This is a genomic window from Acinetobacter sp. T_3_1, assembly GCF_025377055.1.
Lineage (GTDB): Bacteria > Pseudomonadota > Gammaproteobacteria > Pseudomonadales > Moraxellaceae > Acinetobacter > Acinetobacter kookii.
Map to the genome: position 1 here is coordinate 1 of NZ_JACHVD010000037.1, position 5,688 is coordinate 5,688.

Here is a 5,688-nt window from a genome sequence, read left to right on the forward strand (position 1 = left end):
AAAACCATCATCCTGTCGACCGGTGCACGCTGGAGAGAGATGAACGTTCCGGGTGAGCAGGAATATAAAACCCGTGGTGTGGCCTACTGCCCGCACTGTGACGGTCCACTGTTCAAGGGCAAGCGTGTTGCGGTGATTGGGGGTGGCAACTCGGGTGTGGAAGCGGCGATTGACCTGGCGGGGATTGTCGAGCATGTAACGCTAGTGGAATTTGACACCAAACTGCGTGCCGATCAGGTCTTGCAGGACAAACTGAACAGCCTGCCAAACACCACCGTGATCATGAATGCACTGTCGACTGAAGTGGTGGGTGACGGTTCACAGGTGACGGCACTGAAATATAAGGACCGTGCAACGGATGAGGAACACACGGTTGAACTGGCGGGGATCTTTGTACAGATCGGGCTGTTGCCAAACACGGATTTCCTGAAAGCATCAAAAGTTGAACTCAGTAACCGTGGCGAGATCGTGATTAATGAGCGCAACGAAACCAGTGTGAAGGGCGTGTTTGCTGCCGGTGACTGTACCACGGTGCCGTACAANAGCATCAAAAGTTGAACTCAGTAACCGTGGCGAGATCGTGATTAATGAGCGCAACGAAACCAGTGTGAAGGGCGTGTTTGCTGCCGGTGACTGTACCACGGTGCCGTACAAGCAGATCATCATTGCCACCGGTGAAGGCGCCAAAGCTTCACTGTCTGCTTTTGATTACATTATCCGTTCGGGGCAGTAATTAAAAAAGCCAAAGTGGCTATGTACATTGACATAGACACTTTGGCTTTATTTCCCCAAGTTTTTGTTTTACCCTGTTTATAGGAACTCAGCACGCTAACTCTGGGTTCCTTTTTTTATCACCACCATTTCCATGGTTATTCTGTTTTTCTACATTTTTTGTTTTTGCGCTTTTTTATTATTCTTACCCCAATCTTGTTGTATTTAATTAAGCAAGTTTGATGCCATCTCCAAATATTTTTTAAAATTTGAATAAATTCAAGTTTTTAAACTTCTGCATCAATTGTTCTTGTGTTTCCACATGCTCTGGATGTGGAATAATGCACTCAATTGGGCATACGGCTATACAGGTTTGGTGCTCATAAAAGCCGACACATTCTGTACAGCGGTTCACATCAATTTCATACACCTTATCGCCCTCATAAATGGCTTCATTCGGACATTCAGGCAAACACATATCGCAGTTGATGCATTTATCGGTAATCAATAAAGCCATGTCGATCTCTCTAACATTAGACCGCTTGATAGGCCAACGAGGATGCTGAAATATCTGCCGTCGAATTCGGCAAGTTGCGAATCAGCAGGGCATAGTTCATGTCTACATCGGCAGGGACAGGAATATCCACGACATGGCCTGAACCTTTGGCATCCTCAATCAGGTTCCCTTTTTTATCTTTCATTTCTGTTAAAGTAAACGTGATATTGCCTGAAGTGGTCATCAGCTCAAGCGAGTCACCGACCACAAAACGGTTTTTCACATCAATCTTGATGTAGTCACCGTTACGCTCTAATACTTCACCGACAAACTGCTGATGGTCAAAACGCGATGAACCGGTTTCATAATTTTGATATTCAGTATGTACATGACGACGCAGGAAACCTTCCGTATAGCCACGATTCGCCAAGCCTTCCAGCTGAGTCATCAGGGATGGATCAAACGGTTTGCCCTCTAGCGCATCATCAATCGCTTTACGGTAAATCTGTGCAGTACGCGCGCAGTAGAAATAGGACTTGGTGCGACCTTCAATTTTTAAGGAATGAATGCCCATTTTGGTTAAACGGTCGACATGCTGTACCGCACGCAAGTCTTTAGAGTTCATGAAGTAGGTGCCATGTTCGTCTTCTTCGGCTGCAAACATGTCTTCTTCATTGCGCTGTAATAAAACCGGCTCGCCAAATTGGTGTTGTTCTAGGGCGTGTTGCTCATCGGCATCTTGGTTTTTGCAGCATGCTGATTCTTCGATTTGTTGAACTGGAATCACATCTCCAGTTTCATCTTCAGCTGCTTCGTGAATTTTATAATCCCAGCGACACGCATTGGTGCATGCGCCCTGATTGGCATCACGTTTATTCATATAGCCAGAAAGCAGGCAACGACCGGAATAAGCCATACATAATGCACCATGCACGAAAACTTCAATTTCCATGTCAGGAACATTATTTTTAATTTCTTCAATTTCTTCGATAGAAAGTTCACGTGACAGAATGACACGAGTGAGTCCCATGTTTTTCCAGAATTTTACCGTTGCCCAGTTCACGGCATTGGCCTGTACAGACAAGTGAACCGGCATGTCGGGAAAATGTTCACGCACCATCATGATTAAACCCGGATCGGACATGATCAGTGCATCTGGATTCATCCCAATGACAGGTTCCAAGTCACGAATGAAGTTTTTTAACTTTGAGTTATGCGGCTGGATATTCACCACCACATAGAATTTTTTGCCCAAGGCGTGTGCTTCGGCAATGCCAATTGCCAGATTGTCATGATCAAAAGCATTGTTACGTACACGTAAACTATAACGTGGCTGACCTGCATATACCGCATCGGCACCATAGGCAAAGGCATAGCGCATGTTTTTCAGCGAGCCGGCAGGAGAAAGAAGTTCGGTTACGTGTGAAATGGTCATGTCTTTAAAGGCATAAAAAAACTATGGCTTTATTGTAGGGATCTAGAAAAATGATTCAACCTAGTAAATTAGTTGGATATTTCCTTATTTTCGGCTTCGAGCTGCTTCAAAATCTGGCAGCTGTCAATGGTTTTGGTGCTACTGCAAGAGGCACGTAGCTGGATGAGCTGTTGTTGAAATTTTTGTAATTCTATAATTTTATCAGTGACTTGTTCAATGTGTTGTTCAATCAGCTGATTCACTGCATGGCAGCTTTGCGAGGGCTGCTGTTCGAGTTCAAGCAACGCTTCAATCTCGCCGAGTGAAATATCGAGCGTGCGACAGCGTTTAATAAACATCAGTCGTTTGAATGTATTTTCATCATAATAGCGATAATTATTATCCGCTCGAAAACTCCGCTGGATCAGCTGCTTTTTCTCATAAAAACGGATTGTGTCCGTGCTGAGCTGAGTTTTATTGGCCAAATCTTTAATTAAATAATATTTAGGTGTATTCATACTTGACCTTGGAGTTACTCCATAGTTTTGAATAACAATAATATAAACAAGGTTATGAATAAAGTCATAGAGGTGGTGAAAAATGACATGTACTTGCAGTCATGAACCTGCACCACAAAAGCCACATAGCAAATTCCGGACGGCTTTGTGGATTGCGCTCATTATTAATATTGTGATGTTTATCGTGGAATTGATTGGGGGCGCTTATGCACACTCTTCTGCACTTTGGGCAGATTCCCTCGATTTCTTTGGTGATGCGGTAAATTATGGCATTTCACTGGCCGTGTTGGGTGCAAGCCTATACTGGCGTGCTACAGTGGCATTGATAAAAGGCATCACCATGGCGCTATTTGGTTTTGTGGTCATTGCAAAAGCGCTCTATGCCTATGTGCAAGGCATTCCGCCCGAAGCCATGACTATGGGGGCAATTGGTCTGCTTGCTTTAATTGCCAATGTCACTGCGGCCGTGATTTTATATGCCTTTCGTGACGGTGACTCAAATATGCAGTCGGTCTGGCTGTGTAGCCGTAATGATGCTATTGGCAATGTCGCGGTGATTTTGGCTGCGGTCGGTGTATTTGGTACGGGGAGCATGTGGCCGGATATTGTGGTTGTCGTGATTATGGCAAGTTTAGGTTTAACGGCAGGGTATCGGGTGATTCAAAAAGCCTTACAAGAACGCAAAGAGAATAAGCCTTTTGTACCGGCATCTGAGTAATTAAATGAGAAGATAAAAAAACCGAGCTCATAAGCTCGGTTTTTTAGATAGCTCAGTATCTTATTTTTCAACGAATGCACGTTCAATGACGTAGTCGCCTAAAACGCCCATACGTGGAGATTCTTTTAGACCATGCTGGTCAAGAAGAGCCGCAACGTCGTCCAGGAATGCCGGGCTACCGCAAAGCATTGCACGGTCAGTTTCCGGGTTGAAACGTGGCAGACCAATTTTTTCGAACAATTGACCAGATTCAATGGCAGTGGTTACACGACCTTGAGTATGGAAATCTTCACGCGTTACAGTTGGGTAATACACCAATTTTTCTTTAGCACCTAACTCACCGAAGAATTCATGGTTTGGAATTTCGTTGAGAATCAAATCTTGGTAAGCCAGTTCAGAAATGAAACGTGTACCATGAACCACAATGATTTTTTCAAAGCGTTCATAGGTTTCAGGGTCGCGAATCACAGAAAGGAAAGGCGCAAGACCGGTACCAGAAGAAAGAAGGTACAAATTTTTACCCGGATTTAAATCGTCAAGAACCAAAGTGCCTGTCGGTTTGCGTGAAACTAGAATGTCATCACCAACTTTTACTTTTTGCAGAATAGAAGTTAAAGGACCATCTGGCACTTTAATAGAGAAAAACTCTAATTCTTCTTCATAGTTAGCACTTGCAATTGAATAAGCGCGCATTAAAGGCTTACCATTCACTTCAAGACCGATCATCACAAATTGTCCGTTTTTAAAACGCAATGCAGTGTCACGAGTGGTTTTAAAAGAGAATAAAGTGTCATTCCAGTGGTGGACGTGAGTAATCTTTTCGACGTTGAAAGCAGCCATTAAAGGTCTCAATAAGTTATCAAATTAGAACAGCTTACTATTCTAATCTAAAAACATTCTCGATAAACTGAATATATTTAATTGAACTTATCAGAAAAAGTGATTATGACTGAGCTTAAAATGCCAATAATCGGGTATATGAAATCGCCCTATAAGGAAAAATTTGGCATTCCACGACAACCGAATCTGGTACAGGTTGAATCCTATATTGAAATGGTTGAACCTTATAATGATTTGCTGGCATTTGAAGGAATCGAGGAATTTAGTCATCTCTGGTTGTTGTGGCAGTTTCATGACAATAAAAATCATCAGGAAAGTCAAAAATTTAGACCGCAAGTACGGCCGCCGCGTTTGGGTGGCAATAAAAAAATCGGTGTCTTTGCCACACGCAGCATGTATCGACCATCACCCGTTGGTTTATCCGTCGTTCAGCTAAAAGAAGTGAAAAAAGTTGGCAAGTCTGTACGTGTTTATGTGACGGGCAGTGATCTTCTGGATGGCACACCTATCGTCGATATTAAGCCCTATATTCAATATTCAGATGCTGTCGTTACGGCGCAAAGTGGCTATGCACAGGATGAGCCTGAACGAATGCCGGTTATTTGGACAGAAAATGCCGAGCAGCAAAAGCAGGCTTTGCTCAAGCAAAAGACACTGACAGCGCAAATTGTAAACGAACTGGAACAGGTCTTATCGCTCGATCCAAGGCCGGCTTATCAAAATGATGCGGAGCGGGTATATGGCATGTTGTTTGCCGACTTGAATGTGAAGTTTAAGGTTGATGACCATAAGGTGCAAATTCTCGAAATTTTGACGTAAAAAAGGAGCTTTAAGCCACTGCTGTCCCACAATTTTTACAAGAGGAAGCTCACATGAGCTTCCTCTTGTTTGATGGGGATTTTATCGGGTGAGAATAAAGCTTTTAAAGTTTTTCTTTCAAATAAATTCACTTGAATTATTCTGAGTAAGCGTTGAACTGTCCAACCCGCTT

Annotated in this window: 6 protein-coding genes and 3 pseudogenes; 4 read left to right on the top strand and 5 right to left on the bottom strand. The window is 43.3% G+C overall.

Annotated elements, in window-relative coordinates; all coding sequences use genetic code 11:
* Positions 1–528, top strand: a pseudogene (locus H4I94_RS15900) (FAD-dependent oxidoreductase); the annotation flags it as partial.
* Between the two features lie 19 nt (positions 529–547).
* Positions 548–733: pseudogene (locus H4I94_RS15905) on the top strand (FAD-dependent oxidoreductase); the annotation flags it as partial.
* Positions 734–973: 240 nt separating this feature from the next.
* On the opposite strand, the gene H4I94_RS15910 reads toward H4I94_RS15905, so the two are convergent.
* From H4I94_RS15910 to H4I94_RS15920, 3 genes are all read right to left on the bottom strand, one after another.
* Complete coding sequence (locus tag H4I94_RS15910; protein WP_131275071.1) at positions 974–1,228, bottom strand: YfhL family 4Fe-4S dicluster ferredoxin; 255 nt, start codon at positions 1,226–1,228, stop codon at positions 974–976.
* A 16-nt stretch (positions 1,229–1,244) separates the two neighbouring features.
* On the bottom strand, positions 1,245–2,642 hold the full coding sequence (gene yegQ / locus H4I94_RS15915) for a tRNA 5-hydroxyuridine modification protein YegQ (RefSeq protein WP_131275069.1): 1,398 nt from the start codon (positions 2,640–2,642) through the stop codon (positions 1,245–1,247).
* A 68-nt stretch (positions 2,643–2,710) separates the two neighbouring features.
* On the bottom strand, positions 2,711–3,139 hold the full coding sequence (locus H4I94_RS15920) for a Cd(II)/Pb(II)-responsive transcriptional regulator (RefSeq protein WP_261183700.1): 429 nt from the start codon (positions 3,137–3,139) through the stop codon (positions 2,711–2,713).
* Positions 3,140–3,221: 82 nt separating this feature from the next.
* On the opposite strand from H4I94_RS15920, the gene H4I94_RS15925 reads away from it, so the two are divergent.
* Positions 3,222–3,857: a cation transporter gene (locus H4I94_RS15925; protein WP_261183701.1), complete on the top strand. Its 636-nt coding sequence runs from the start codon at positions 3,222–3,224 to the stop codon at positions 3,855–3,857.
* A 60-nt stretch (positions 3,858–3,917) separates the two neighbouring features.
* Here H4I94_RS15925 and H4I94_RS15930 read toward each other — a convergent pair whose 3' ends face one another.
* Positions 3,918–4,697 (bottom strand): ferredoxin--NADP reductase, encoded by a 780-nt coding sequence (locus H4I94_RS15930; RefSeq protein WP_261183703.1) that lies wholly within the window; start codon positions 4,695–4,697, stop codon positions 3,918–3,920.
* A gap of 105 nt (positions 4,698–4,802) precedes the next feature.
* Between H4I94_RS15930 and tsaA the strand changes: the two genes are divergently transcribed.
* Positions 4,803–5,516: a tRNA (N6-threonylcarbamoyladenosine(37)-N6)-methyltransferase TrmO gene (gene tsaA / locus H4I94_RS15935; protein WP_261183704.1), complete on the top strand. Its 714-nt coding sequence runs from the start codon at positions 4,803–4,805 to the stop codon at positions 5,514–5,516.
* A gap of 35 nt (positions 5,517–5,551) precedes the next feature.
* Here tsaA and H4I94_RS15940 read toward each other — a convergent pair.
* Positions 5,552–5,688, bottom strand: a pseudogene (locus H4I94_RS15940) (IS4 family transposase); the annotation flags it as partial.